Source organism: Nocardia sp. NPDC058518, assembly GCF_042719655.1.
Lineage (GTDB): Bacteria > Actinomycetota > Actinomycetes > Mycobacteriales > Mycobacteriaceae > Nocardia.
Genome location: NZ_JBHXNJ010000001.1, coordinates 33,350 through 59,538 on the forward strand (window position 1 = coordinate 33,350; position 26,189 = coordinate 59,538).

At 68.4% G+C, this 26,189-nt stretch carries 12 protein-coding genes; 6 read left to right on the plus strand and 6 right to left on the minus strand.

All coding sequences use genetic code 11. The features are described from left to right. Nucleotides 1-2 precede the first annotated feature (2 nt). From ACFWPX_RS00165 to rox, 3 genes are all read right to left on the minus strand, one after another. Complete coding sequence (locus ACFWPX_RS00165) at nucleotides 3-476, minus strand: flavodoxin family protein (protein ID WP_378924485.1); 474 nt, start codon at nucleotides 474-476, stop codon at nucleotides 3-5. 104 nt (nucleotides 477-580) lie between these two features. Continuing rightward, complete coding sequence (locus ACFWPX_RS00170) at nucleotides 581-1,468, minus strand: RNA polymerase sigma-70 factor (RefSeq protein ID WP_378924487.1); 888 nt, start codon at nucleotides 1,466-1,468, stop codon at nucleotides 581-583. A gap of 115 nt (nucleotides 1,469-1,583) precedes the next feature. Further along, on the minus strand, nucleotides 1,584-3,023 hold the full coding sequence (gene rox, locus ACFWPX_RS00175) for a rifampin monooxygenase (protein WP_378924489.1): 1,440 nt from the start codon (nucleotides 3,021-3,023) through the stop codon (nucleotides 1,584-1,586). Between the two features lie 216 nt (nucleotides 3,024-3,239). Between rox and ACFWPX_RS00180 the strand changes: the two genes are divergently transcribed. The 6 genes from ACFWPX_RS00180 (at nucleotide 3,240) to ACFWPX_RS00205 (ending at nucleotide 7,399) form a co-directional block, all read left to right on the plus strand. Next, nucleotides 3,240-3,617, plus strand: coding sequence for a BlaI/MecI/CopY family transcriptional regulator (locus ACFWPX_RS00180; RefSeq protein WP_378924491.1), 378 nt, complete (start codon nucleotides 3,240-3,242; stop codon nucleotides 3,615-3,617). Nucleotides 3,618-3,684: 67 nt separating this feature from the next. Beyond that, nucleotides 3,685-4,797, plus strand: a complete 1,113-nt coding sequence (locus tag ACFWPX_RS00185) for a winged helix DNA-binding domain-containing protein (RefSeq protein ID WP_378924493.1) — start codon at nucleotides 3,685-3,687, stop codon at nucleotides 4,795-4,797. A 49-nt stretch (nucleotides 4,798-4,846) separates the two neighbouring features. Further along, nucleotides 4,847-5,926 carry a dihydrodipicolinate reductase gene (locus ACFWPX_RS00190; RefSeq protein WP_378924495.1) on the plus strand — a complete coding sequence of 360 codons (1,080 nt, stop codon included), beginning with the start codon at nucleotides 4,847-4,849 and terminating at the stop codon, nucleotides 5,924-5,926. Then, complete coding sequence (locus ACFWPX_RS00195; RefSeq protein ID WP_378924496.1) at nucleotides 5,923-6,402, plus strand: carboxymuconolactone decarboxylase family protein; 480 nt, start codon at nucleotides 5,923-5,925, stop codon at nucleotides 6,400-6,402. The genes ACFWPX_RS00190 and ACFWPX_RS00195 overlap by 4 nt, the downstream gene beginning before the upstream one ends. A gap of 95 nt (nucleotides 6,403-6,497) precedes the next feature. Then, nucleotides 6,498-6,911 (plus strand): NUDIX domain-containing protein, encoded by a 414-nt coding sequence (locus ACFWPX_RS00200; RefSeq protein ID WP_378924499.1) that lies wholly within the window; start codon nucleotides 6,498-6,500, stop codon nucleotides 6,909-6,911. 8 nt (nucleotides 6,912-6,919) lie between these two features. Beyond that, a complete protein-coding gene (locus ACFWPX_RS00205) occupies nucleotides 6,920-7,399 on the plus strand; it encodes a hypothetical protein (RefSeq protein ID WP_378924501.1) in 480 nt (159 codons plus the stop codon). A 13-nt stretch (nucleotides 7,400-7,412) separates the two neighbouring features. Here ACFWPX_RS00205 and ACFWPX_RS00210 read toward each other — a convergent pair whose 3' ends face one another. The 3 genes from ACFWPX_RS00210 to ACFWPX_RS00220 form a co-directional block, all read right to left on the minus strand. After that, complete coding sequence (locus ACFWPX_RS00210) at nucleotides 7,413-8,198, minus strand: MerR family transcriptional regulator (protein WP_378924503.1); 786 nt, start codon at nucleotides 8,196-8,198, stop codon at nucleotides 7,413-7,415. A gap of 121 nt (nucleotides 8,199-8,319) precedes the next feature. Further along, nucleotides 8,320-9,447 carry a serine hydrolase domain-containing protein gene (locus ACFWPX_RS00215; protein WP_378924505.1) on the minus strand — a complete coding sequence of 376 codons (1,128 nt, stop codon included), beginning with the start codon at nucleotides 9,445-9,447 and terminating at the stop codon, nucleotides 8,320-8,322. A gap of 49 nt (nucleotides 9,448-9,496) precedes the next feature. Then, nucleotides 9,497-26,074: an amino acid adenylation domain-containing protein gene (locus tag ACFWPX_RS00220; RefSeq protein WP_378924506.1), complete on the minus strand. Its 16,578-nt coding sequence runs from the start codon at nucleotides 26,072-26,074 to the stop codon at nucleotides 9,497-9,499. Between the last annotated feature and the right edge of the window lie 115 nt (nucleotides 26,075-26,189).

Sequence of the window (26,189 nt, forward strand, 5' to 3'; positions counted from 1 at the left end):
GATCAGGGTGTGGCGGTAGTCCTGGCCCGCAGGTTCTCGGCGAACGCGCGGGCGGCCGTGATGTCGGTGGCGTCGGGGTGGCCTTTACGGATGCCACCGATAAGGCGCAGCGGTAGCCAGGTATCGAAGCCACGGCAGTCGAAGGCATCGACCACGTCGAAACCCTTCTTTTCGATGTTCCGGGTCAGGGTGGTGACATACCGGCGAAACGGTGGTTCCGGGAATCCGCTGGTACGGAACACGAACGCCTTGCCCTGGTGCCCGGTCGGTAGCGAGGCGATGAATCGGCGCAGTTCCGGGTGGAAATCCATGTTGTAGATGCCCGAGCCGAAGCCGACGAGGTCGCAGTCGGCGAGTTCGGCCGGATCGATGTCGGCGGGGGCGACGACCCGGCCACCGAGAACTCCGCTCATGGTCTCGGCGACGCGCTGGGTGTTGCCGTGTGACACCGATTTGCACACGAGGATGACCTTCATGGGGATGGTCCTTTCGTTCCGCTGCATTGCTGGACACTCTCGGAGACACCGCTCGCAGGCTCAGCGTGACACGACTGGGGTGTGTCCTGCGTCACCGACTGTGGTCAGGGCAGGTCGGCGGCGATGTCGAGGGTGCGGAGCACATCGATGGACCGCAGTTTGTCTGGGTTGCGGATCGCGTAGAGGCCGGTGATGAGGTCGTCGGCCATCTCGACCACCAGCACCGTGTCCAGCTCGCCGTTCGTCGATCGGGCGAGTACCGCGGGCTGCGCGTTGAAACTGCCGAATTCGACTTTCGCGCCCGCCATCGAGTTCTGGGTCAGCCCGATCAGGAACCGCGCGACGGGCTCGGCGCCGATGATCGGGCGACGTGCGGCGGAGACGCGGCCGCCGCCATCGGAGATCTCGACGACATCGGGAGCGAGCACCGCCATGAGGGCGCTCACGTCACCGGTGTGGGCGGCGAGCAGGAAACGGCCGATCACCGCGCGGCTGGTGTCGGAGTCGGGTTGGAAGCGGCGGCGCCGTGACGCCACGTGCGCGCGGGCCCGGTGGGCGATCTGCCGCACGGCCGTATCGGACTTGTCGATCATCTCCGCGATCTCGCTGTGGCTGTGCCCGAACACCTCCGACAGGACGAACACCGCACGTTCGGTGGGACCGAGGGTTTCCAGCACGAGCAACATGGCCATCGACACCGACTCCGCCAGCAACACATCGTGGCCCGCGTCGGGCGTGGTGCGGATCGGTTCGGGGAGCCAGGTGCCGACGTAGTCCTCGCGGCGCCGCCGGACCGAGCGGAGATGGTTGATCGCCTGACGGGTGACGATCTGCACCAGATACGCGCGCGGATGCGTCACCTCCGTCGCGTCGCGCCAGCGAAGGTAGCTGTCCTGCAACACATCTTCGGCATCGGCGGCGCAGCCCAGGATTTCGTAGGCGATCGTGAACAGCAGTGGCCGGAAGGTGGCGAACGTGTCGAGCTCGGTCATCGGGCCACCCCTGCGAACCTCATACGCCGATGATTCCGGGAGACAGCGAGTCGGCGCAACCACGTCGGCACGCAGGCAACCCCCGCTGGTGAGTCGGATGAGATCGCTGGACACGTCAGCGCGATGTGTCGAGGTCCGGTCGGCCGAACCAGACAGGCAGGTGGGCGAGCAGATCCTGTTGGTCTTCCCCGATCCAGGCCACATGCCCGTCAGGGCGAAGGAGCACCGCGGGGGCGTCGAGTTCTTCGCTGACATCGATGATGTGGTCGACCCGGTCTGACCATCCACGCACCGACAGGCGCCCGGTCCGGTCGAGCAGGAGTCCGCGGCCCGCGTGCATCTGCGCGTAGAGGCGGCCGCGTTTCAAGGCGATGTCGCGCAGTCGCCGACCGAGCAGTGGATCGCCATGGCCGAAGTCGTAGCGGATCCCGATGGCGATGATCTTCTCTGTGAGATAGCGACTCACCTCGTCGAAGTCCATCAATTGCGACAACAGCCTGCGCACCGCCTGCGGTCCCGGGTCGAGCGACATCAGTTCCATCTGGGCGCGGGTGTTGTCGAGCACGTCGGCGGCTACGGGGTGGCGTTCGGTCTCGTAGGTGTCGAGCAGGCCCGGTGGTGCCCAGCCGTTGATCCGCGCGGCCAGTTTCCAACCGAGGTTGAACGCGTCCTGGACGCCGAGGTTGAGGCCCTGTCCACCAGCGGGCGGGTGGATGTGGGCCGCGTCGCCTGCCAGCAGCACGCGGCCGACGCGGTAGTGCTCGGCCTGGCGGGTGCCGTCGCCGAAACGCGACAGCCAGCGGGGTGAGTGCGCTCCGAAGTCGGTACCCGCGGTGGCGATGAGCTGTCGCTTCAGTTCGTCGAAGGTGGGCGCGACCGCACGGTCCTCGGCGACGCCGTCCGCGGGGGCGATCACGCGATAGACCCCGCCGGCCAGCGGCATCGCGCCGAATCGCAGCTGGGTTTTGCGGACTTCGGTCATCACCTCGGTGATCGTTTCCGGTGACGCGGTCAATTCCATTTCGCCGAGCAGCGTCTCGACCCGGCTCGGCTCACCCGGAAACGCGACGCCGAGCAGCCTGCGCACGGTGCTGCGGCCGCCGTCGCACCCGACGAGGTAGCGCGAACGCAGCTGCGTGCCGTCGGCCAGTTCGACCGTGACCGCGTCGTCGTCCTGGCTCAGCCCGGCCACTTCGGTGCCGCGCCGGATCTCGGCACCGAGCTCGGTGGCGTGCTCGCTGAGCAGCTGATCGGTGAGCGGTTGCGCGATGCCGAGTACGTACGGGTGGGCGGTGTCGAGTCGCTCGGGTGCCGGTTTGGGGATCCCGGCGAAGAACCCGCCGACCGGATGCTTGCGACCGAGCGCGAGGAACCGGTCCAGCAGGCCGCGCTGATCCATGATCTCGATACTGCGCGCGTGCAGGCCGAGCGAGCGGACGATCTTCGTCGGCTCGGTGTCCCTCTCCAGCAGGACCACACGCACCCCGTGCAGCCGCAGTTCGGCGGCCAGCATCATGCCGGTCGGGCCACCGCCGGCAACGATCACCTCGATCATCGAATACTCCCCTTCGACAAGATTTCCGCAGGTTGCGGGCTCGCCGAGAGATTGTGCGGCACGACCGGGGTCTTGCCGCAAGCCCCGGGGTGCGCTATAGATTAGAAGTGGCAAGGAGTGGGTTTCCCTCCTTGCCATTGCCATGCTCGCGACTCTCACCGAGGCCGTGCCGGTACTGTGAAGCCGGTTCGGGCAAGGTGAAGGAGTCGATCGGCGGTGCGTGGTTTCGGGGATCTCGAGGCGGTCCTGATGGATCGGCTGTGGGACCGCGATGTTGACACGACCACGGTGCGCGAACTGTTCGACGAACTCGCGGCCGAACGCGACATCGCCTACACCACCGTGATGTCGACCATGGACAATCTGCACCGCAAAGGCTGGCTGGCCAGGCAGCGCGAGGGGCGCGCGTACCGGTACTGGCCGACGGTGACCCGCGAGGAACACAGCGCCCAGCTCATGCACGAAGCGCTCGGTGTCGGCGGGCGGTCCGACCTCGTTCTCAACTATTTCGTCGACCGGATCAGTGACGACGAATTCGCGGGATTGCGCGCGGCATTGCGCCGTGTCGCCACCCGGCGCACCGAGGCGAGCTAGCTCGAAGGTGTCGGAGTGATCTGATCTGATGGGGGTCCAGCTAGATCGGTCATGGGGATGGGGACGCATGCTCAGTGTCGGATGGGATCAGGTGTTCGCCTGGCGGCTGAGCCGCCAGTTCGTCGCGGCACCGACCGCGGGCTCGGTCGAGGATGTCGCGACCAGGCTGGCCGGGGTGCAGGCGCAGGTGGCCTCGGCGGCGGAGACGGCTGTCGCCTTACGCAGTTCCGATGCCCGTTCACGCGGTGTCGGCGCGGCGTTGGGCGCGGGCACGCTGATCAAGACCTGGGCGATGCGCGGCACCTTGCACGCGATGGTGCCCGAGCAGGCCGCGGCGGCGCTGTCGCTGATCGGATCGGCGCGCACGTGGGAGAAACCCGCGTGGCAGAAGACATTCGGTGCGACTCCCGATCAGGTGACCGCCCTGGTGGAGGTGGTGTCGGGCGTCCTGGCCGATCAGGTCCTGACCCGTGACGAACTGGTCGAGGCGGTGCTCGCCGAACCCGGCTTCGCCCACCTCGGCGAGCAATTGCGGTCCGGGTGGGGTGCGGTGCTCAAACCGTTGGCCTGGCAGGGTGCGCTGTGCCATGGTCCCGCGCGCGGCGGCAAGGTCACCTTCACCGCACCGGCCGCCCTGACCGGCGGGTGGCCGGGCATACCCGAACCTGACAGCGCCGCACCGACATTGATCAGCGCCTATCTCGGCGCGTACGGTCCCGCGACGCCGGAGGCGTTCGACGCGTGGCTCAGTCGCAACAACGTCCGCAAACCCGTGGTGCGTGGCTGGTTCGCGGCAATGGGCAACGCGCTGACCGAGGTCGACGTCGAGGGTCGGATCGGCTGGATTCCGAGCGAGTTCGCCGACGATCTCGCCGCGGCGACCCTCGACGGCGGCGTCCATCTACTCGGCCCGTTCGACCAGTACGTGCTGGGGCCGGGAACCGGCGACACCGCGTTACTGCCCGCCGAGCACCGGTCGAAGGTGAGCAGGACAGCGGGCTGGATCTCCCCGCTGGTGCTGGTCGGCGGCCGGATCGCGGGCACCTGGGAACAGGTCGGCGACGAGGTCGTGGTGTCGACGTTCGGCGCGCGCAGACCCCCGAAGCGCGAGCTGTCCGCAGCGGTGAACCGGCTGGCCGAGGCCATCGGTGCGCGCCGGCTCGGCCTGCGCGCGGGCTGAGATTTCGGATACCCCGGACGCCGAACCAAGCGCTTGCTACGGTGGCTCGATGATCCCCACGATCGTCTGGGGCACCGGAAATGTCGGCCGCGCCGCTATCCGTGCCGTGGCTGCCCATCCGGCGCTGGTTCTCACCGGGGTGCTCGTGCACAATCCCGACAAGGTCGGCCGAGACGCGGGCGTGCTCGCGGGCCTCGACACCGAATTGGGGGTGGCCGCCACTGACGACATCGACGCTCTACTCGGCGCCGGTCCGCGGGCGGTGGTGTACGCGGCGTCCGGAGAAATCCGGCCCGACAACGCGCTCGCCGACATCACGCGGGCGATCCACGCCGGGGCCGTCGTCGTCACACCCGCGCTCTACGCCCTCTACGACCCGCGCAACGCACCGGCCGAAATCCGCGAGCCGGTACTGGAAGCCATTGCCGCGGGCGGTGGTTCGCTGTTCGTCTCCGGCGTGGATCCCGGCTGGGGCAACGATGTGCTGCCACTGTTGATCAGCGGGCTCGCCGCCACCATCGAGGTGGTGCGCTGCCAGGAGATCTTCGACTACTCCACCTATGACCAACCCGACTCGGTGCGCTATCTCGTCGGGATGGGGCAGCCGATGGACTACGAGCCGCCGATGCTGATGGCGAGCGTGCCGACGATGGTGTGGGGCGGCCAGATTCGGCTGATGGCCAGGGCGCTGGGTGTCGAACTCGACGAGATTCGCGAAACCGTCGAACGGCGCGCCCTCGATACGACCGTGCAGACCGCGCAGATGGGAGCGTTCGACGCGGGCACGCAGGGAGCGGTGCGATTCGAGGTGCAGGGCATCATCGATGGGCAGGCGCGCATCGTGATCGAGCATGTCACCCGCATTCATCCGAGCTGCGCACCGGACTGGCCCACACCACCCGACGGCGACGGCGCCCACCGGGTGATCATCGAGGGCTCGCCGCGCATCGAGGTCAGCGTCGAAGCGACCGACGAGGGCGGCAATCGCGCGGCAGGCGGAAACGCCACGGCGGTGGGACGTTTGGTCAATGCCATCGACTGGCTGGTCGAGGCGCCACCGGGTCTGTATGACGCACTGGATGTGCCGCTGCGTGCCGCGGTCGGCAAACTCGGAAGGACACCACAATGATCATCGACATTCCCGAGGGCAAAGATCCCATCGGTTTCGTGTGGGGCGAGATGGTGCCCGGCATCGGGGTCGCCGCCGCGGCGTTCTCGCTGTCGGTCTACGAGCACTCCACCCTCGGCCTGCGGGAATTCGAAGCGGCTCGGCTGCGGATCGCCCAGATCAACGGGTGCCTGTTCTGTCAGGACTGGCGCACCGAACGCGACGGGCAGAAGGTCGAAGCGGAATTCGCCGATGCCGTCACCCACTGGCGTGACACCGACCGGTTCGACGAACGCACCAGACTCGCCGCCGAATACGCCGAGCGTTATGCCACCGACCATCACGGCCTCGATGACGAATTCTGGGCCAGAATGTTCGCGCAGTACACCCAGGCCGAAGTGGTGGAGCTGAGCATGAGCATCGGTTCCTGGCTGGCGTTCGGCCGCCTCAATCGTGTCCTCGGGCTGGACACCGTGTGCGTGCTGCCCGGTCACTGACCGGCGGATGCCGCGGGCGAAGCACCGTCTTGCCCGCGGCCGTGTGCAAGGGACTGGGCAACGCCCTCGCGCACGTGCCGATTAAGCTCCGGGCCGTGGTGGAACCTGCGCAACAGCAGCTCGTCGATACGGTGGCCTGGGTGCTGATCGAGAACGGTCGCATCCTGTGTGCCCGCCCACGCGGTAAGGACGTGTTCTTCATTCCGGGCGGTAAACGCGAGGGTGCCGAGACCGACCTGCAGACCCTGGTCCGCGAGGTCGCCGAGGAACTGACCGTCGAACTCGCGCCCGAGAGTGCGGTCCACGTCGGCACCTACGAGGCCGCGCTCGCCGACGGGCACCACGCTGTCGTCCGGATGGCGTGCTACACCGCCGACTACCGCGGGGTGCTCACGGCCAGCAACGAGATCGAGGCGCTGGCCTGGTTCGGGTTCGGCGACCGCGATCTGGTTCCGCCTGTCGACCAGTTGCTGTTCGACGACCTCGCGGCGGCCGGGTCGCTGCGGTGATCGGCGCGGTGGCACGGTCGGCGGTCTATGAACTGCTGGCATTGCCACTGGCGTTCACCCGCGTGCGGACCCGGCTGCGGGTACCGCGACTATTGCTGCGCGAACCTGTCGGCGCCCAGAATGTTTCGCTGGCGCGGTGCCTGATCCAGTCGGTGTTGTCCGGTGGTGTCGGGCTCCTCGGCTGGTTCCTCGCAATGCTCAGCGTGCTGGTTCTTGTCCGCGGTCTGGCCTATCCGCTGGTCGCCGCCGATGGTTACGAGAACTCCTGGGGCGGGCCCACCTTGGCGGGAGCGTGGGCGGTGCACGCGGTGCTCGGCGTGCTGATCGCGCCGGTGTTCGTCGGCATGATCGCCCTGTTCGGCCGGTTGCAGCTGCGGGTGACCCGGACGGTGCTCGGCGGTGACCGATCGTGGTGGGCGATACCGATCGCCCTGGTCCTCGCGGCCTCGGGCGCGCTGTTCTTCGTCGCGTGGGTGCATCAGACCTGAGGGTGGCAGCGCCTCAGCGGGAGTTCGGTCCGGGGATCCTCACACCTGCGGCACGGAGTTTCGCTTCGACGAGCGCGGACATCTTGGCCGCGGCCGATTCCGGCTCCTCACCGTGGTGACGGATCAATTTGTAGCGTGTCGCGGCCTCGGTGCGGGCTTGCAGTCCGGTCACGATCTCGAGGTGGTCGGGGTTGGTGAGGTAGTGCTCGGCGACCGCGCCGGCGACGTCGTCGATGCGTGGGTCGTCGGGCTCCCAGCTCATGGCCTCGGAGGCGCGCCGGTACACGGCGAGGAACTCGGGGTCCCCGATGGCGTTCTCGACGTTGGCGAGGTACTCGTCGAAGCCCTCCGGGACAAGGGCTTTGGCCAGCACCCAGCCCTCTCTGGCGGCGGCGATGTCTGCCGGGCCGATACCGAGTTCGGGCAGGCGGGCGAGCAGCGCCACCGCGCGGTCGGGCAGCAGCGTGCGGTCGCCGTCAGCGAGGCGATGCAGAGTGTCACGGCGGGCGATCAACTCCTCGATCCGTTCGGTGAGGCGCCGTTCGACATCGGCGAGCTCGGTCGCGAACGAAGCCGCGTCGGCGTCGAGCAGTGTTCCGATCTCGGCCAGCGGCACCCCGGCGGCGGCCAGGGTTCTGACCTGCACCAGCCGCAGCAGCTCGGCCGAGCGGTACCGGCGGTAGCCGGAGCTGTCGCGTGCCGGTTCGTCGAGCAGACCGTTCTTCTCGTAGTGCCGCACGGTCTTGATCGTGACGCCGGCGAATGCCGCGGCCTGGCCGATTGTGACGCCGTTGTTCATCTGATCGGTCCGCCTTGCTCGGGTAGTCCTACCGGGAAAGTTGACCTTGACGATGTCGACGCGGTCAAGTCTGCGGGCCGCGCTCGGTCGGACGCGGCCCGGTTCGCCATCGCCGATGCACTCAGGCCGCGGCGCCCTGTCCGCCGAAGACCTCCTCGACGAGCCGTTGGGTCGCAGCCTGGAACGCCGCGGCCAGGGACAGGTCGGCGTCGTCGACATAGTTGAGCGCGGCCGTCATGGTCTTGGAGCCGTCGGGCGTGCTGTACATCAGTGCCGCATGGCCACCGTGGCCGCCGTTGTGGGTGATGACGGTGCCGGTCTCGGTCTTCTGGACGAACACCCCGAGCCCGTAGCCGACCTTGGCTTCGGGGGTGAGCATCTCGGCCAGCAGCGGGGCGGGCAGCAACTTGCCGCTCAGCAGCGCGGAGATAAAGGTGTGCAGGTCCTTGCTGGTCGAGATCATGTCGCCACCGCTGGAGATCCAGGAGGGGTTCTGCGCGGTGACGTCGACCGTCTTCTCCACGCCCTCGTCGTCGTAGCGGTAGTAGGCGTGGGCGTGCGGTCCGCCGATCTCGGTCGAGGTCTCCGGTACCACGGTGTCCGACAATCCGAGTGGACCCAGGATCAGCCGCTGCATCTCCTCGGCCAGCGAGTGACCGGTGACCGCCTCGATGAGCAGCTTGGCCAGCGCATAGTTGGTGTTGGAGTAGCTCCAGTCCGTGCCCGGCTCGAACCGGGCAGGCTTGGCCAGGGCCAGACGCACCAGGTCATCGGCATGGTGGGTCCGGAAACGGTTGTCCACCCATTCCTTGCCACCCCAGGCGACGACTCCCGGCGCGGTCGTCCCGTCCTCGTAGACCTCGCCGGTGAAGTTGAAGATTCCGCTGGTGTGCTGCAACAGCATCCGCACCGTGATTCGCGGGTCGAGGGCGAACCGGGGCAGGTAGTCGACGGCGGGGGTGTCAAGGGCGATCTTGCCCTCGGCCACCAGTTGCAGGACCAGGGTCGCGAGGAAGGTCTTGGTGTTGCTGCCGATCCGGACGCGCCCGTTGATCGGCGGCGCCGCGGGCTCGCCCAGCACGCTGTGCCCGGCACTGCCGACCCACGCGCCGTGTTCGTCGTCGACCCGCAGGTGCAGGCCGACCAAACCGCTGTCGACGATCTCCTTAATGGTCTGCTGCAGGTTCGGATAAGCCTGTGCGGCAGTGGTTGTGGTGGTGGTCGCTGCGTTGTTCGCGTTCGAAGTCATGACATGAGCGTCCACCTTGACCCAAGGTCAACCGCAAGAGTGATCTGGGTCACTCACCCCGCAAAGTGTCGGCGATGACGGCGAGGGCTCGGTCCTCGGTCATTCGCCAGTGGGTCGCGTCCACGGGATGGTTGTCGACCGAGCCGGTCACCGCCTCGTCCCAGGACGACGCACCGGTGGTCCCGGTCGGATCGTCTTGGGCCGCGGTGAAATAGGTGATGGTGCCGTCGAAGCGGCGGGGGCGATAGGCGGCGTCGAGGCCGACCGAGGTGATCGCCGCGTCGACGATTCGGTCGATGCGGGCGGGGTCGAGTGTCGCTTGCGGGGCGGAGAGTTCGAACAGTGTTCGGGCGAGTTGGTGCACGTCGACCGGTTCGGCGAGGTTCACCTCGTCGACGTCGGCGAACCCGCCGAGCAGGTCGGCAGCGGTCACGGTGGTCGCGACGGTCGTCGACGCCGACGACAGGGTGCTGTCCAGCATGGCCAGCACCGCGACTTCCTCGCCGTCTTCCTGTAGCTGGACGGCCATGGCGTGGGCGATGACGCCGCCGAGGGACCAGCCGAGCAGGTGGTACGGGCCTTCGGCTTGCACGGCGCGGATTTCCTTGAGGTAGAGCAGAGCCCATTCCTCGATCGAATCCGGAAGTGGCTCAGTTGAACTCAACGCGGGTGATTGGAGTCCGTAGAGCGGGCGGTCGAGGTGGGCGGCGAGGCCGCTGAAGGACCAGGCGATGCCGCTGATGGGGTGAATACAGAACAGGGGCTCGCTGGTGCCCTCGGTACGCAAGGGCAGCAGGACGTCGAAGGCGGCGTCGGAGCCCGCACTGTCGGTGCCTTCGGAGCGCAACGCCGCGACGATGCCCGCTGGGGTGGGCGTGGTGAAGATCCAGGTGACCGGAATGGTGGCGGCCGTCGCGGCGCCGAGCTGGGTGGACAGGCGGGTGGCGCTCAGGGAGGTGCCGCCGAGTTCGAAGAAGTGGTCGTCCAATCCGACGCGGTCCAGGTGCAGGATGTCGGCGAAGATGTCGCAGACCGTGTGTTCGATGGCCGTGTCCGGCGCGTGGTAGGTGCGGGTGGCGAGTTCAGGAGCGGGCAGCGCTGCCCGGTCGAGTTTGCCGGAACTGGTCAGCGGGAGTTCGTCGAGGACCATGATCGTGGTGGGGACCATATAGGCGGGCAGGGCTTGGGCGGCCACGTAGCCGACGTTGTCCACGCTGACCTCGTGACCGTGCTCGGCGACCACGTAGGCCACCAATACTGTTGCCCCCGCCTGGTTCTCGCGGCCGACAGTGACTGCGAAGCTGACGTCGGGATGTGCGGCAAGGACGGCATCGATTTCCTCGAGTTCGATGCGGAAACCGCGGATCTTCAGCTGGAAGTCGGTGCGGCCGCGGTATTCGACTTCACCGTTGCCGTTCCATACGGCGAGGTCACCGGTGCGGTACATACGGGTGCCAGGATGGAACGGGCTGGCGACGAAGCGTTCCGCGGTGAGTTCGGGGCGGGCGAGGTAGCCGGTAGCGAGTTGGACGCCTGCCAGGTACAGCTCGCCGGGAACCCCTGCGGGGACCGGTCGCAGTCGGGCGTCCAACACGTAGACCTGACTGTTCCAGACCGGTGTGCCGATCGGGACAGTGGTCGTGTCTGTGGGGCTCACCCGGTGGTTGGTGATCGAGACCGCGGCCTCGGTGGGGCCGTAGACGTTGAACAAGGCGATGTTCGGGGCTGCGGCTTCGAAACGGCGGGTCAAGGCGACCGGGAGGGCTTCGCCGAGTGCCATGACACGACGCAACGACGGTGGCAGTCCCTCGATCAGCAGGGCGTCGAGCATCGAGGGCACCACGTGCAGGGTGGTCACTTCTTCGCGGCGCATCAGGTCGGCGAGGTAGGCCGGGTCGCGGTGGCCGTCGGGTGCGGCGATGACCAGTCGACCGCCGCAGACCGCCGGAGACCAGAATTCCCAGACCGACACGTCGAACGTCGCGGGGGTCTTCAGGATTACGGAATCGGCGGCGGTGAGCCCGAATTCGTTTGCCCTCCAGCGCAACTGGTTGACGATCGCGGAGTGCGAGACTGCCACACCCTTCGGCCGGCCCGTCGAACCCGATGTGAAGATCACGTAGGCGGTATTCGCCGGACGCAAGGGTGCACGGCGGTCTCGGTCGGCGACTGGGGCAGGGCTGTATGTCGACAGGTCCATCTGCTCGACAGCAAGAACTGGGGTCGCCGTCACGGTGTCGGAGCCAGAGCTGTTGCCTGCGGCGGAGCGTGTTGCCATCGCAGGGCTGCCGAGATCGCCGGATGCTGCGGTGGTGCGGCCGTCTCCGCTACTGCAGTTGACGGGCGAATCCGTGGCGCTGAGCCAGGTGTCGGCGCTGGTGAGGATCAACAGTGGCGCCGCTGTGTCCAAGATGTACTGGGTGCGTGCCTGTGGTTGGTCGGGGTCGATGGGGACGTAGGCGCCGCCTGCTGTGCTGACCGCGTACATCGCGACGACCAGGTCGACCGACCGGCGCATGGCCAGCGCCACTCGGGTTTCCGGGCCGACGCCTGCCGCGATGAGCGCGCGCGCCAGGCGGTTCACTCGGGCGTCCAGGTCGGCATAGGTCAGGCGCACGTCATCGGCGACGAGAGCTTCGGCGTTCGGTGCCGAGGAGACGGTGGCGTCGAGCATCGAGACGAGGGTGGTGTTCGGATCCGATTGTCGCGCGGTGTGATTCCAGGTGTCGAGGATCTGGGCTCGTTCGGCGGGGGCGAGCAGGTCGATGGTGTGCAGCGGTGCGCCGGGGTCGGTGACCACCGCGGTGATGAGGCGGGTGAGCCGGGCGAGGAAGCCCTCTACCGTGGCCGCGTCGAACAGGTCGGTGGCGTAGGTGCAGTAGCCGGAGATGCCGGCGGGTGAACCCTCGGCGGTGTAGCGGTCGGCCAGGATCAGGTGCAGGTCGAATTGGGACAGCTCACGGTCGAGCTCGACCGACGACACGCTCATGCCGGGCAGGTCCATCCGTACCTCGGCCAGGTTCTGGAACGACAGACCGACCTGGAACAGGGGATGGCGGGCGGTGGAGCGGGCCGGGTTGAGCACTTCCACGAGCCGTTCGAACGGGATGTCGGCGCTGGCGAAGGCGGCCAGGTCGGTTTCGCGTTGGCGGGTCAGCTGTTGCGCGAAGCTCGCACCGGCGTCGACCCGGGTGCGGAAGACCAGGGTGTTGACGAACATGCCGATCAGGTCGTCGAGGACCGCGTCGCCGCGGCCCGCGACGGGGGTGCCGATGGCGATGTCGGTGGTGCCCGACAGCTCGGCGAGCACCACCGCGAGGGCGGTGTGCACGGCCATGAACAGGGTCGCGCCGTGGGTGCGGGACAGTTCGGCGAGAGCGGCGTGCGTGGCGGTGTCGAGAGTGAACGGCACTCGGCCGCCCGCATAGGACTGGATCGCGGGTCGTGGCCGGTCGCGGGGTAGTTCGAGCTGGTCGGGCAGGTCTGCCAGGGCTTGCTGCCAATAGGTGAGCTGGGCAGCCGACATCGAGGTGGGATCGGCTTCGTCGCCGAGCAGGGTTTGCTGCCAGATCGCGTAGTCGGCGTACTGCACGGGCAGCGGTGCCCAGGTGGGGGCATTTCCGCGCGCGCGTGCGGTGTAGGCGAGGACGAGGTCGCGGGTGAGGGGGCCACCGGAGAAGCCGTCGCCCGCGATGTGGTGGACCGCCATTGCCAGGACGTAGTCGTCGGGGCCGAGTTCGAACAGGGTGGCGCGCAGCGGGACCTCGGCGGTGACGTCGAAGACTGTCGAAACCAGTTCTGCCACTGCGGTTGTCACGTCTTCGCCGCCGGTGTCATCGGATGCCGCGCTGTCGCCTCGGGCGATCGTGGTGACCTGGAGGCGTGGCACGTCCGGGTGGTCGATCGGCAAGACGATCTGGGCCGGGGCGTGGTCGACGGTCGGATAGATCGTGCGCAGGATCTCGTGGCGTGCGACGAGATCGGTGAATGCCCGCTGCATCGCGGTGGTGTCGAGCGCGCCGTTCAGGCGGAGCACGACCGGGATGTTGTAGGCGGCGGTCCCGGTGTCGAAGCGGTTGAGGAACCACATCCGCTGCTGGGCGGGTGAGAGGGGGATGTGGGCCGGTCGCGGCCGCGCCTGCAAGGCGGGACGATGGGCCGCGCGGGTCAATCCGGCGATCTCGTGCGCGCATTCGGCGACGGTGGGTGCGGCGAACAGCACACGCACCGGCACCCGGATGTCGACGGCCGCGCCCAGGCGTGCGGTCAGGCGGGTGGCGAGCAGCGAATTGCCGCCCAGGTCGAAGAAGTTGTCGTCGGCGCCGACGCGTTCGGCACCGAGCACCTCGGCGAACACCTCGGCGACCGTCCGTTCCAGCCCGGTCGCGGGCTCGCGGTAGGTGCGCGTCACGAATTCCGGTGCGGGCAGGGCGTTTCGATCGATCTTTCCCGCCGCGGACAGTGGGACACGGTCCAAGACGACCACGGCTGCCGGGACCATGTGCGCGGGCAGCATCGATGACGACCACCGTGCGATGGCACCGGGATCGATGTCGCGGCCCGTCACATACGAGACCAGCGCGGTGTCACCGGCGGGGTTCTCGGCGCCGACGGTGAGGGCGAAACTCACCTGCGGGTGCCGCAGCAGGACAGCGTCGATCTCGCCGGGTTCGATGCGGAAACCGCGGATCTTGATCTGGAAGTCGGTGCGGCCCAGGTACTCCAGCTCATAGGTGTCGCCGTGCACCCAGCGGACGAGGTCGCCGGTGCGGTACATGCGATCGCCGGGTCCTGCCCACGGGCAGGCGACGAAACGGTCGGCGGTGGCGGCGCTGCGGCCCCGGTACCCGCGTGCGAGTGCGGGACCCGCCAGGTACAGCTCACCGGTGGCACCCACCGGTACCGGGTGCAGGCGGGCGTCGAGGACGACCGCTCGCATGCCCGGTACGGGGCGACCGATGGTGACGCGGTCTCCGGCGCGCAACGCCGAGTAGGTCGCGCCGATGGTTGCCTCGGTGGGGCCGTAGCCGTTGAGGAAGCTGCGGCCGGGTTGCCAGGCGGCCAGGAGTTCGGCAGTGGTGGCTTCGCCGCCTGCCGACACACACTGGAGGTCGGGCAGGGCGGCCGGATCCAGGGTGCTCAGCAGGGCGGGGGTGATGATCGTGTGCGTCACCTGTTCGGTGCGCAGCAGGTCGTCGAGGTCGGTGCCGCCCAGGGTGTCCGGTGGTGCGATGACCAGGGTGGCGCCGCGGTGGAAGGCGGTGCCGAGTTCCTCGATCGACTGGTCGAAGCTGGGTGAGCAGACGTGCAGCATGCGGTGGTCGTGGCGCAGACGCATCAGGGCTGCCGAGTGGGCGACAAGGGCACCTAGCCCCGCATGGGTGACCGAGACGCCCTTGGGTGTGCCGGTGGAGCCGGAGGTGTAGATCACGTAGGCGATGTTGTCGCGGCGCAGGGGCGCTCGGCGGTCGCGATCACGCACCGGGGTCGACGAACAGGCGGCGATACGGCCCCGCACGGTCGGCTCGTCGAGGATCAACCAGCGCAGGGATTCGGGGAGTCCGTTCGCCCTGGCCGCGACGGTGAGGCCGATTGTCGCGCCGGAGTCGTCGAGCATGTGACGCACACGGTCTTCGGGGTAGTTCGGATCGACCGGGAGGTACACGCCACCGGCTTTGGCGACGGCCCAGAAGACCACGATCGACTCGTAGGAGCGCGGGACGGCCGAGGCGACGACTGTTTCCGGGCCGATCCCCTCGGCGATGAGAACTCGGGCCAGGCGTGAGGAGTCGGCGTCGAGGGTGCCGTAGGTGTAGCTGTTCGCGTTGTCGCGCACGGCGATTCGACGCTGGCCGTAGCCGGTGCCACGCACGAGCAGCTCGGGCAGGGTGCACGTAGCCGAGGAGGTTGTGCCGTCGCCGATGTGGGTGAGGAAGGTGTTCTCGGCGTGGTCGGACAGAGGAAGGTCGCCCGCCGGGGTGCGCGGTTGGGCGGCGATGGCGGTGAGCAGCCGGACCAGGCGCCGGACGAAGGTACCGGCCTCGTGGTCATCGAAAAGGGTTCGGGCGAACGACATCTCGATCGTCATGCTCGACTCGGACTCGACCACCGTCACGGCGAGCTCACCGGTTGTCTCGGCGTTGCCGTCGGGCAGTTGACTGTCCGCACCCGCCGATGAGCCCGCGCCGGAGCGGATCGTCAGCGACACCTGTCCCAGCGAAACGGGCTCGACGCCGAGCAGGTCGGCGAAATCCGCGAGCGGGATGCCGGCATGGGCCAGCGCTCGGGACTCGGCCTCGTGTGCCTGGGTGAGCAGATCGAGGAACGGCGCTGTGGGGTCGATGGCGGTGCGTAGCAACAGATCAGGAGCGCCGGTTCTGATCACGATGTCGTCGGAAGCGGTGAGTCGTGCGAGCAGCACGGCCAAGGCCGTGCGGATCAGTGACTGCAGGCTCACGTTCGCGGTGTCGGCGAGTTGGCGAAGATCGCGGTGCACCGTCGCAGGGATCGCCACCTGGGTGCGATCCTGCCGATGAGTCCGGGCGTTCTCGTGGCGATCGGCCGGGCGGCCCTGTGCGAGTGAGCTCGCGGGCCAACGGTCGCGTTGGGTGGGCGACGGGTTCGGCCGGGCGAGTGGGTGGTCTGTGGGCAGGGTCAAGCGGGTGGGCAGGTCGGCCAGGGTTCGGCGCCAGAACCGGGAACGCGTGATCGGGTCGGTGGGGTCGGCGGCGAGTTGTTCGGCGATGGTGGTCGCGGGGGTGTTCGGCGTCGCGATGAGGTGGTCGATGGCGGTGTGGAGCCGGTCGGTGATCGCCTGCGCGACGGCATCGGAGACGAGGTCGCGGCGGTACTTGATCTGCACCTGGGTGCGGGCGCCGAGGAAGACCAGGACCGTGATCGGGTAGTGGGTGTGGTCGGCGCCCTGCAGGTCGTCGATGCTCAGGTTGTCGAGCGCTCCGCCTGCCTGTTGGAGGCCTTCGACGTCGACGGGGTAGGACTCGAAAGCGAGCATGGTGTCGAAGAGTTCGCCGAGTCCCGCGACGCGCTGGATCGCGCCGAGGCCGAGGTGGTGGTGGTCGAGCAGGGTGGCCTGTTCGGCCTGGACGGCGCGGATCAGGTCACCGACGTTGCCGGCGGGATCGATGCGCACGCGCACCGGGACCGCGTCGACGAACAGGCCGATCATGTCGCCGACGCCGTCGAGCTGCGGCGGGCGGCCGGACACGGTGGCGCCGAACACGACATCGTCGCGCGCGGTGCTCGCGGCGACCACCAGGCCCCAAGCCGTTTGGAACAGAGTGTTCGCGGTGACCTCGGCGGCCGCGGCGAAGCCGGTCAGTTCCGAGGTGCGCGCGGCGTCGAGTTCGAACTCGCACAGGCCGTAGCCGTTGCCGGTCGCGGGCGGCCAGGTCAGCTCGGGGGCGATCATGGTGGTGCGCACCCCGTCGAGGACCTCCGACCATGCGCGCTCGGCGGCGGGGCGGTCCTGTCGGGTGAGCCATTCGAGGTAGTCGCGGTAGGGGCGCACCGGCGGTAGCGGGGTCGCGTCGCCGTGGGTGGCGTAGAGGACGAGCAGTTCCTTCATCAGCAGCGGCATGGACCAGCCGTCGAGGAGGATGTGATGGCCGGTCAGGACGAGGTGGCTGCGCCCGGAACCGGTGGTGTACACGGTGAATCGCAGCAGCGGCGCGATCGCGGGGTCGAAGCCGGCTCGCTGATCGGCGGCGAGCAGGGCGGGCAGCTCGGCATCGGTGGCTTCGACGATCCGGAACGGCGCTTCGACGGCATCGGCGACGAGCTGGACCGGGGTGCCATCGGGTGCGGTGACGAAGGCCGAGCGCAGGTTGGCGTGCCGGTTCAGCACGGTCGCGGCCGCGTGGCGTAGCCGGTCGGTGTCGAGCTCGCCGGTCAGTTCGGCCATGAGCTGGATGACGTAGGCGTGGACCGACTCGTCCAGCATGTCGCCCAGCGCGAGCAGCGAGTGCTGCAACGGCGACAGCGGCAGCACATCCGACAGGCCCGGATGGGTTCGGCGCCAGGTGTCGAGGTCGGTTTGCGAAACCTGTACCAGCGCAACGTCGGACGGGGTGAGCCCGCCCGCGGACGGGTGGAGGGTGTGGTCGGCGAGGGCGGTGAGCCAGCTCGTCCAGTCCTCGGCCAGTTCCTCGACCGCGGACTCGGTGAGGATGCCGGTGGCGTAGCGGAAGTTCGCCCGCAGTTGCAGACCGGTGTCGGTGGTGACGGCGATCGCGTTGATGTCGAGGGCGGTGTGCGCGGGCAGGGCAGGGTCGTAGTCGACCTCGATATCGCCGAGATCGGCGGTGGGCAGCCATGCGGCGTCGTCGGTGGGCTGGGCTGCGGTGGTCGCGCGGCCCAGGTAGTTGAAACCGATCTGGCCGATGTTGCCGGACACCAGGTTTCGGGTTTGCGGGTCGAGCCGCAACAGGCCGAAGCCGATGCCGTTGTCGGGCACAGCCAGGAGCTGCTCTTTGACGGTGCGGACCGTTGCGGCGAGGGCTTCATCGTCGAAGTTCGCGGGCGTGACGGCGCTGAGATCGAGGGCGACGGGGTAGACGGTGGTGAACCAGCCGACGGTGCGGGTCAGGTCAGCACCGGGGACGGCGTCCTCCTGTCGGCCGTGGCCTTCGAGTCGCAGTCGCAGCGTGGGAGAGTCGATACCGCGACGCGCACGCCAGACGCGCACGGCCAAGGCCAGCGCGGCGAGCAGTGGGTGGTCGGCGCCTGCCCGGTACTGCGCGGGCAGGGTCGTGAGCAGGGGTTCGGCGATATCGGCCGGAATCTGCACCGTGATCGACCGCATCGTCGCTTCGGTGTCGACGCGGCTGTCGACCGCGCGGGCGCCGAGCAACGGGTCGGGGGTGGACAGGACCTGTTGCCAGTGTTCGAGTTCGGCGGTGCGGTCGGCAGTGGCGAGACCGTGCGCCCAACGGCGGAACGAGGTGCCGACCGGCGGCAAGGTGATCTGTTGACCTGACGCGTGCTGGGCCCACGCCACGACGAGGTCGGGTAGCAGGATTCGCCAGGAGACGCCGTCGATGACGTAGTGGTGGGCGGCCACCGCGAGGACATCGCGTGCGCCGTTCCTGCGGATCCAGGTGAAGGCGATCATGCGGGCTTCGGCTGGATCCAGCGCGGAGAGCGCCGAATCCATTGCGGCGCTGCCGATTCGGGTCAGCGCATCTGCGATCGCCGTGTCGCTGGTAGAGAGTGATGTTTCGGTCTCGAACGACGAGTCCGTTGCCGCGCTTGCCATTCGGGCACCAGCGTCGCTCTCGGTGATCAGCGAGTCCACATCGATCGCGTGGGGCGGCAGGACCTCCAATCGCCAATCGTCGCCGTCGCGTCGCAGGCGTGAGCGCAGCATGTCGTGGTGGCGCAGGACCGCGGCGATGGTTGCCTTCAGGCCCGCACGGTCGATGTTCTCGGGTAGTGCCAGGACCATGGTCTGGGCGAAGCGGTCGCTCGAACCGGTGGTCAGGAAGTCGGCCAGTACCGGCGTCAACGCGACCTCGCCGATGCCGCCGCCGGGCAGTTCTGCCAGCACCGGCGCGTTCGGGCTGTCGAGGGCGGCGATATCGGACAGCTTTGCCACGGTGCGGTGTTCGAACACGTCACGGGTGCTGAAGACGATGCCTGCCGTGCGGGCCAGTGAGACCAGCTGGATAGACAGGATGCTGTCGCCGCCGATCGCGAAGAACGAATCGTGCACACCGACCTGGGGCACGCCGAGGACGCGGGCGAACAGCTCGGCCAGGAGGGTTTGCATTGTGCCCGTCGGCGCGGCGGCGGGCTCCGTCGCGATGGTCGGTTCGGGCAGGGCATTGCGGTCGAGTTTGCCGTTGGAGGTCAGGGGCAGCTCGTCGAGAACCACGATCGCGGACGGCACCGCATGCGCGGCCAGACGGTCTGTCGCGTACTCGGTGAGCGCCTGGGCGTCGGCCGAATGATCCTGTGCCGCGAGCACGTAGGTCACCAGCGTTGTCGATCCTGCGGGGGTCTGCCGACCCACGGTCACCGCGAACTCGACAGCGGGGTGGCTGACGAGCACGGCATCGATCTCACCCGGTTCGATCCGGAAACCGCGCACCTTCAACTGGGTGTCCGCGCGGCCGAGATAGTCGATGTCGCCGGTGATGCGAAGGCGCACCAGGTCGCCCGTGCGGTACATGCGGGTGCCGGGCGCACCCCACGGGTCGGGGACGAATCGGGCCGAGGTCGTCGTCGGCTGATTGCGGTAGCCGCGTGCCAACGCACGACCGGTCAAGTACAGCTCACCGGTGACGCCCGGCGGTACCGGGTTCAGGCGGGCGTCCAGGATTATCGCGTGCGTGCCCTGCACCGGGCTGCCGATCGAGATGGGTTGTCCGGCAGTGAGTTCGGCGTAGGACGAGATGATCGTGGTCTCGGTGGGACCGTACCCGTTGAGGTAGCGGCGACTGGGCTGCCATTTCGCGAGCAGTTCCGGGGTGGTCACGTCACCGCCGACAGACAACGATTCCAGTGCGTCCAGCCCGGCCGGGTCGAGGGTGCCGAGGACGGCGGGGGTGATGATGGCGTGGGTGACGGCCTCGGCGGCCAGCAGCTCCGCGAGTTCGACGCCGCCCGCGATATCGGACGGTACGACGACCAGCGTCGCTCCCGTGGCGAAGGCGCACAGCCATTCGAGGACCGAAGGATCGAACCAGGGGGCGCAGATGTGCAGGAAGCGGTGGTCGGACTCGAGGTGGTAGCGGTGGACGGCTTCGTCGACCAAGGGGGCCAGGCCGGCGTGGGTCACGGTGACGCCCTTGGGCAGACCTGTGGAACCCGAGGTGTAGATGATGTAGGCGGGGTGGTCGACACGCAGGGGTGCGAGGCGGTCCGCGTCGGTGATCGGTGTCGTCTCGTGCGCAGTGACGGCTCGGTCGAGGTCGTCGAGGGTCAGCCAGGTCAGGTCGTCGGGCAGGTCTTCGAGGTGCGCGGCGGCGGTGATGCCGAGCTTCGCACCGGAGTCGGTGACCAGGTGCTGGAGACGCTGGGCGGGATTGCGCGGGTCCATCGGCACATACACACCACCTGCCGCGGCGATGGCCAGTGCGGCGGCGACCATGTCGAAGGACCGGGGAAGGGCAACGGCGACAGCGACTTCGGGCCCGACACCACGGGCGATGAGCTCGCGGGCCAGTCGGGCGGTCTGCTCGTTCAGCTCGCCGTAGGTGATCGAGCGGTCCATGTACCGGACGGCGACCCGATCCGGACCGAGGGCTGATCCGCGCGAGACCAACTCCGGGAACAGTGCGGTGCCGCCTTCGGTATCGGCGCCCCGCTCGGTCAGTGCCGCGTGCTCCTCGGCATCGAGCAGCGTGAGGTCCCCGACGGGGGAACAGGGGTGCTCGATCGCCGCTGCCAGCAGACGAACCAGCCGTTGCGCGAACACCGCGATTGTCGCCGGGTCGAAAAGAGCACTGGCGTAAACGAACTCGGCGGCGATGGCACCTTCGCCGTTGGCGGCGTGGTGCGCGGTACTCGGCGCGCGCAGGAACAGCACGAGATCCCGATCGACCGCCTCCACGTCCGAGCGATCGTCTGACACCAGCATCGCCCGTACACGGGAATGCCCGTCCTGTGCGTCCGGCGACCCGCTTCGCGCGAATGCCCGCCGGGCAACCGTGGTCGCTTCGGCCAACAGTTCGTCGACAGGAGTGGCGCCGCGCACCGGTAGTCGTAACACCAGCCGGGCATCCGGGGACTGCGGGCAGGGGGTGTCGAGCGCGATGTCTTCGGTGCCGGACAGTCGGGCGAGGAGTACCGCGAAGGTCGTGTGCACGAGGCTGAACACGGTCGTTTCGTGGGACAGGGCGAAGTCGTGCATTCGTTGATGGAGATCCGCGGGGATCTCGAAGGAGATGCGCGCATCGGTTGCTACGGGAGTTGCGGGGCGGGCGCGATCGGTGGGGAGGTTCAGGTCCTCGGGGAGATCGGCGAGGACGGAACGCCAGTAGGTCGACTCCGCGATCGGGTCGTCGGATCGATCGAGTTCGTCCAGGAGCTGTGCGGCGGTGTGGTCCGGCGTCCGGACGAAGGCGTCGAGGGTGGCGCGCAGGCGGTGCGCGAGGGCTTGCGCGATGCCGCTGTCGATCAGGTCCAGCCGGTACTGCACACCGACACGGATCCCCTCGCCCACCTCGACACCGACGGCCACCGGATAGTGGGTGGCGTTGGCCGCTCGGACATCGACGATCTCGAGGCCGTCGATAGAGCCGTGCGCGCGGCGCATTCCCTCGGTGTCGACGGGGTAGGACTCGTAGGCCATCAGCGTGTCGAACAGCTCGCCCGCGCCTGCGGCCCGCTGGATCTCGGCGAGGCCGAGGTGATGACCGTCCAGCAGGGCGATTTGTTCGGACTGCAGCTGCGACAACATGTTTCGCAGTGGTTCGGACTTGTCGAAGTGGACTCGGACGGGGATGGTGTTGGCGAAGAGTCCGACCATGCCGTCGACGCCGTCCAGCTGCGGTGGGCGGCCCGAGACCACCGCGCCGAACACGACATCGCCGCGGCCGAACGCACCGGCCAGCACCACACCCCATGCCGCCTGGAACAGGGTGTTGACCGTGACGTCGTTGGCCGCGGCGCAGACCGCCAATTCCTCGGCCTCGGCCGGTGACAGCTCGACGGTGCACATGCCGTGCCCGTCGGTCGTCTCGTTCGGCGCCGTGACCGCGGCGGTGAGCAGGCTCGGTTCGTGTCCGGACAGTGCCTCGCGCCAATTCCGCAAGGCGGCGGAGCGGTCCTGGTCTGCGAGCCAGGCGAGGTAGTCACGGTAGGGGCGCACGCGCGGGAGCACCGCGGGGGCGCCGTCGGTGGCGTAGCAGAGGAGCAGTTCGCGCATCAGCAGCGGCATCGACCAGCCGTCGACGAGCAGGTGGTGCGCGGTCAACACCAGGTGCATGCCGTCGGCGCGGCGGTACAGTGTGAAACGCAGCAGCGGCGCTACGGAAAGTTCGAAACCGATCCGCGCTTCGGCGGCCAGGAACTCGTCGGCGTCGGCACCGTCGGTGTCGACTATCCGCCACGGCACCGTGACACCCTCGGCCACGAAACCGACCGGAGTCCCCGCTGCCGACGAGCCGAAGGCCGTGCGGAGGATCGCGTGGCGGTCGAGGACCGCTTGGGCTGCTCGGCGCAGGCGGTCGGTGTCGACCTCGCCGGTCAGCTCCACCGCGAGCTGGACCATATAGGGGTCGGCCGGAGACACCTGCGCGAGGAACATCAGACCGAGCTGCAAAGGTGCCAACGGCAGCACATCGGTCAGGCGCGGGCGTTCGCGATGCCAGGTATCGAGTTCTGTCTGGGTGACCTGGACCAGCGGCACGTCGGCGGGGGTGAGGCAACCCGCTGCAGGATCACGAAGGTGGTCGGCGAGGATCGACAAGGCCGCCGTCCAGCAGTCGGCCAGTTCGCGCACCGACTCCTCGTCGATGATCCCGGAGGCATAGGAGAACGACGCGCGCAGTCGCAGGCCGGTGTCGGTGCCGGTGGCTAGGGCGTTGATGTCGATGACGGCGGCAGCGGGCAGGGCGGGGTCCTGTTCCGCGACGGGCTCGCCCCAGTCGGCGGTGGGTAGCCAGCTGTGGTCGGCATCGGCCATATCGCCCGCGGAAACGCGTCCCAGGTAGTTGAAGCCGACCTGGCCGAGGGAGCCATCGAGCATCGCGGCGGATTCGGGGTCCAGATGGCGCAGTATGCCGAAACCGATGCCCTTGTGCGGCACCGCGCGGAGCTGTTCCTTGATCGCCTTCACCACGGCGGCCGTGGCATGGCCACCGTGCCAGGCGGCTTCGTTGTCGACTCCGCTCAGATCCAGCGCGACCGGATACATGCTGGTGAACCAGCCGACAGTGCGGGTCAGATCGGCACCGTCGACCGTCGATTGTTCGCGGCCGTGACCTTCCAGACGGACTCGTGTCGCGGGTGCGTCGACATCACGTCGGGCCCGCCACGTGCGCACGGCCATGGCCAAGGCGGCGAGCAGGCCGTCCTCGGCGCCCGCACGGTACATCGTCGGCAGGTCGTTCAGGACCGCCTGGGTGATGTCGGCGGGCACTTCGACGCTGATGGATCGCACCGTGGACGCGGTATCGATGGGGCCGAGCGGACGATCGCCCAGCAGCGGGTCGGGCACCGACAAGGTCTGCTGCCAGTGGTCCAGTTCCTCGCGCCTGCTCGTCGCCGCGTCGGTCAGGCCGTGCGCCCATCGCCGGAACGACGTGCCGACCGGCGGCAAGACAACCCGTTGACCGAACTGGGCCCACGCGGCGACCAAGTCCGACAACAGGATTCGCCACGACACACCGTCGATCGCCGCGTGGTTCGCCGCGACGATCAGCCCGTCCGGGCCGTCCTCGCGGGCGAGCCAGGCGAAGCCGATCATCCGGTACGCCTGCGGATCCAGCGATGCGAGCACGGTATCCATCGCGCTGTCGGCGATGTCATCGAGTTGGTCGGTGCCTGCCGGGACATCGAGGCGGATGAGCAGGTCGTTCACATCCACCGCACCCGGCGGCAGTGCGTGCAGCTCCCACGTGCCCTCGACCTGTCGCAGACCGGCACGCAGCATGTCGTGGTGGTCGAGCACCACGGTGAGGGTGTCCACCAGGGCTTTTCGATCGATACCTGCAGGCAGGGCCAACACCATCTGCTGGGTGAACCGGCCGAACACACGCCCACCGGCCAGCGAGGCGGCCAGCACCGGCGTCAACGGCATCTCACCGACACCACCGCCGGGCAGTTCGGTCAAGGTGGGCGCGGACTCGGCACCCAGCACCGCCACCCGCGCCAACCCGGCGACGGTCCGGTGCTCGAACACCGCCTGCGGGGTGAAGGAAATGCCGGCAGCGCGTGCTCGCGACACGAGCTGGATGGACAGAATACTGTCGCCGCCTGCGGCGAAGAACGAATCCTCGGCACCGATCTGCTCCAGCCCGAGGATCTGAGCGAACAGTTCGGCGATGGCGGTCTCGACCGGACCCTCGGGCGCACGGGAACCGACCGCTCCGAAAACCGGGGCGGGCAGGGCATTTCGGTCGAGTTTGCCGTTGGGGGTCAACGGGATCTCGTCGAGGGTCATCAGGACCGTCGGCACCATGTGGCCGGGCAGTGACGTGCCGACGAAGCGGGCAACTTCGTCGGTATCGATCGACATGCCGTGCCGTGGGAGCACATACGACACCAGCACGGTCGCGCCCGAGTCGGCTTTCGTGCCGAGGGTGACCGCGTACTCGATGTCGGGGTGGGCGGTCAGGGCGGCGTCGATCTCACCGAGTTCGACGCGGAAACCGCGGATCTTCACCTGGAAATCGGAGCGGCCCAGGTACTCGAAATCGCCGTCCGCGGTGCGCCGGACCAGGTCGCCGGTCCGGTACATGCGGGAACTGCTGAAGGGTGAGGCGACGAATCGTTCGGCGGTGAGAGCGGGCCTGCCCTGGTAGCACTGGGCCAGCGCGGGACCGGACAGATACAGCTCACCGGCCACGCCCGCGGGGACCGGGCGCAGGCGCGAATCCAGTACTGTCGCACCGACTCCGGCGAAGGCCGAACCGATCGTGATGAGCCGGCCCGGCGGTAGTTCTGTCGTGCCGGTGGCGAGGATGGTGGCCTCGGTCGGGCCGTAGCCGTTGAAGAAGGCGCGGTTCACGGCCCAGCGGTCGACGAGGGTCGGGCCGAACGCGTCGCCCGCTACGACTACTACCCGCAGGGATTCGAGGTCGTGCGCGTCGACAGATTCCAGCGCCGCCGGGGTGATCAGCATGTGGGTCACCCGTTCGCGGCGGAGCAACTCGGCGAGTTCGGGGCCGCCGAAGACCGTCGACGGTGAAACAATCAGCGTGGCACCGGAATTGAACGTCAGCAGCAGCTCGAGTACCGAGACGTCGAAGTTCGGGGAGCACACGTGCAGGACGCGGTCGCCGCCGTCGACCGAATAGCGTTCCCTGGCGGCCGCGACCAGGGCGCCCAGACCGGTGTGGGTGACGACGACACCTTTGGGTCGGCCCGTCGAACCCGAGGTATAGATGACATAGGCCGGGTGCTGATCGGTCAGCGGGCGGACCCGGTCGAGGTAGGAGATCGGGTGGGCGGGGTGCGCCGCGATGCGGTCGCGGTGGGCCGTGGCATCGATATCGAGCCACTCGACGGAGTCGCCGAGTGCGTCCCGATGGGCCGTGCAGGTGAGTCCGAGGATCGTGCCGGAGTCTTCGAGGAGGTAGGCGATCCGCTCCGCGGGCAGCGCCGGATCGACGGGGACGTACGCGGCACCGGTCTTGGCCACGGCCCACACCGCCGCCACCGATTCGATCGAACGGGTGAATCCGAGCGCGACGACATCGTCGGGGCCGATCCCGCGTTCGAGCAGGTCTCTGGCCAGCCGTGACGAGTACTCGTCGAGCTGGGTGTAGGTGAGTTCGCGGCGCTCACCGTCGACGGGCGAGTAGGACACGGCGACGGCATCGCCCGCGGTGTCGACCGCGGCGGTCAGCAGCTGGGTGAAGAGAGGAGTACTCGACTTCCGGTTGCCTCGACCGCGCAGCGCACGACGAGCTTCACGTGGAGAGGTGCGCACTTCACGCATTCGAGTACAACATCCTTCATCTGTCCGGCCCACAGCTCTGCGATGACCCACGAACCCTGTCGGATTCGGCCTACCGGGGCGGACCAGTGTCGAACAAGCAAGAAGGAGTCGATAT